The sequence below is a fragment of the Burkholderia sp. B10 genome, from assembly GCF_004368385.1.
In the GTDB taxonomy this organism is placed as follows: domain Bacteria; phylum Pseudomonadota; class Gammaproteobacteria; order Burkholderiales; family Burkholderiaceae; genus Burkholderia; species Burkholderia vietnamiensis.
The window spans coordinates 1-2,701 of the sequence record NZ_PQMX01000155.1; the positions used below are offsets into that span (position 1 = coordinate 1).

A 2,701-nucleotide genomic window follows, 5' to 3' on the forward strand; every position below is an offset into this window, starting at 1 on the left:
CAGAAACTCTCGCTTCTTCGCATCACCGCCTTCGTGGCGGGGATGTCCGTTCAACACAAACCGCGAACCGGCATCGAGCCAGCGCACGCCTCCGACACCAAAATATCGGCTTGCTCGCGCATCCCATACTTCTACCAGCCGTCGAGCTCGCGCCTCGCCCGTGTCCGAACTGGAATAGCCGTAAGCCGTCGATTCGTAGACGGTCATCGGCACATCAGGAACGCTACGCTCGACTTTCTGGCGGCGCTCCTCCGCGACATAGCTCGTCGCGGCAAGTGCACTCTCAGCCTGAAAATCGGACGCGGGCCGCTTGTAATCAAATGCACGCGATATGTAGCGCGTGCTCTGCATCGTCTGCACCCCTGCCCAATGGGCGAAGCCATCCGATTCGTTGCTGTCGTTCGCCCGAATGAACTCAACTGCCTTGGCATCTGGGAGAGTCGAGACGTGGTCGACGATAACGAGCGTCGTCTTTGGAGCGTCGCCTTCAGCAACGTTTTCATGGATCCAGTAGAAGTACCAGCCCTCGGCCTCAGCCAAGCGGTTCACAAAGTGAAGATCGGATTCGCTTTGCCGGCACCACGAACGCTTGGCAGGATCGGACAACAGCGAGAAACGGTACTGTCCGCGTAGCTGCGGATACCGATCAAGCACGTCGGAAATGATCTCCCGGGCGTCTTTCTCGAGCCAGCCTTCTTCGTTATGGGTTTTCTCAAGGAAGACCAGCGCCGATGAAAACTCGATCTGGTATGTCGAAAGGCCGCCATTACCGCCCAAATAGGCGACCCGATGCACGAAGCCGTGAACCGGACGATAGACAGGAATCGCAAAGGGAGCAGTGACTTGCTGAATCTGCAAGGTCACGGGCTGATGCATCAGCGACAGCAGCGCAGTGTCGTCGCGCGTCGACGCAACGTCGATCGTGTACGAATAGTCGCGCCCGATTCTGGCCGATCCGCGCGCCCGTAACGGCACCAGCGCATTCTTGCCGAGCGGCGTATCCAGCATCAGCACTCGGCCCTGCTGCAAAACGCCGTTGCTGATCGCCTCATAGAGCTCGCGCAACTTCAAGTCCCCGAGTGCGGACGATCTGATATCCATTTTCGTTATCCTTCTTTCTCTCAGGTTCGACTGTCCACACTGTGACAAAGGACAGACGGCCATTGCGACGGCACCCAGTCGCTCGCGCGATTCTAATCCAAAGTCTGAGAAATATGGTTCGACTTGATAGAAGTTGACGACTTGCCATGTATTGAAGCGTGCACTCACGTTCCGGCACGATCCGCGAAAGCAAGTCTATGGTCAGAAATACGGTGAGCCGCACCTGGGCGGAGGCAATGAAATCGGAGGTTCAGCAATTGTTCGTCGCGAACGACAAGCACCATTTGGATCTCAGCCATGCCGTTGGCCGTTATCGCGAATTAGTCTTCAGCCTAACCGTCCGACGGAATCGCGAAACGCCGCTTAAGCTGGCCCCGTTTGTTGGGGCAGATCATGCCGGAGTGAACCTCATTGAATACACTGAGATGCCCGCATGACAGGACTCGGGTGGCAAGGGCAAGCGTAAAGGTCACCGTCAAGACCGGCGTGCTTCCCATGAGTGAATCCGGCCGCCGTGGCCGGCGGCCGCAATAACGTCGGTCGACCCGCAAGCCGAGCCGTGAACTTCGGCGCTGACGATCTGCCGTCTTGAGATAGCACCGTTCCATTATGCTTCGGCCTATTTTATTAAATATGCGAAGTCATATCACCTGCGTCACTGGCGAACCATTGGACCGATACGAAAGTTTTTCTACGTTTGACAAAAATCTTCTTTACGCATCTGCCATGTGGCTATTGAGCATCCAAATCGATTTATGAGATGCACCGCGGACTAAACTATCCGTGGCGTGCGATATATAAAAGATCGCATTGCTAGACACAGCGGATCAGAAGAACCGCTGAAGAGAGAAAGCAAAGCAGTAAGAGCGCGGGCCGCATGGGCTGCCACCCATACGACCCGCTGACCACAACCAACTCAACCAAGGAGTCGGAAATGGCTGTCCCGAATATTAAATCGCTTCCTAAGAAACGCAAGCCCCAGCGCGACCCAACCACCATGCTTCAGCTGATCCTCCGCAGCACGCCTGACAAGCCCAAACGAGGCTGGCCGTACTTGCCTTGGATGGCCGTCATCGACGCGCACTTCAAGCTGTTCGGATTCGAGCCCGGCGACCGCGTCTATTTCGAGATCAACCACGATACCCGGCAAATGCACATCACGCCGCACTATGGCGATCTCGATTTCCGCGAGCAGCCCTACCATCAACCGGATTGACGGCGACTATTCGAGCGCTAAAGGGTCAAGGGCCGCGTTACGCGGCCCTCACTGCCTCCGCAACGGCCCGCCCCCGGAGAGACCATCTCCATGCGCTCTTCCCGAGCGCGGAAAGCAGCGCAGTTTTCGACAGCCATCGTCAACAACCGTCACACCAACGGTCAACAGATAGATGCTGATGATCTTCGGTGGCCGGATTTTTCGGAGGCCACAAATGCAAAAACCCCCGCCTTATCGGGCGGGGGTTCCTGGCTTAGGGGAGCCTGACGATTACCTACTTTCACACGGGAATCCGCACTATCATCGGCGTAGAGTCGTTTCACGGTCCTGTTCGGGATGGGAAGGGGTGGGACCGACTCGCTATGGTCATCAGGCAAAGAGGGT

Annotated in this window: 3 protein-coding genes and 1 rRNA gene; 2 read left to right on the forward strand and 2 right to left on the reverse strand. The window is 56.6% G+C overall.

Translation table 11 applies throughout. The features are described 5' to 3' along the window. Positions 1–1,101 (reverse strand): phage late control D family protein (locus tag C3Y15_RS31260; protein ID WP_208328113.1); only part of this gene is annotated, 1,101 nt, incomplete at its 3' end. A gap of 158 nt (positions 1,102–1,259) precedes the next feature. On the opposite strand from C3Y15_RS31260, the gene C3Y15_RS31265 reads away from it, so the two are divergent. After that, entirely contained in the window at positions 1,260–1,538 is a 279-nt protein-coding gene (locus C3Y15_RS31265; protein ID WP_124260315.1) for a hypothetical protein, read from the forward strand. A 497-nt stretch (positions 1,539–2,035) separates the two neighbouring features. Beyond that, on the forward strand, positions 2,036–2,317 hold the full coding sequence (locus tag C3Y15_RS31270) for a hypothetical protein (protein ID WP_060121967.1): 282 nt from the start codon (positions 2,036–2,038) through the stop codon (positions 2,315–2,317). A 261-nt stretch (positions 2,318–2,578) separates the two neighbouring features. Here C3Y15_RS31270 and rrf read toward each other — a convergent pair. Then, positions 2,579–2,691: ribosomal RNA gene (gene rrf / locus C3Y15_RS31275) — 5S ribosomal RNA — on the reverse strand. Positions 2,692–2,701 lie beyond the last annotated feature (10 nt).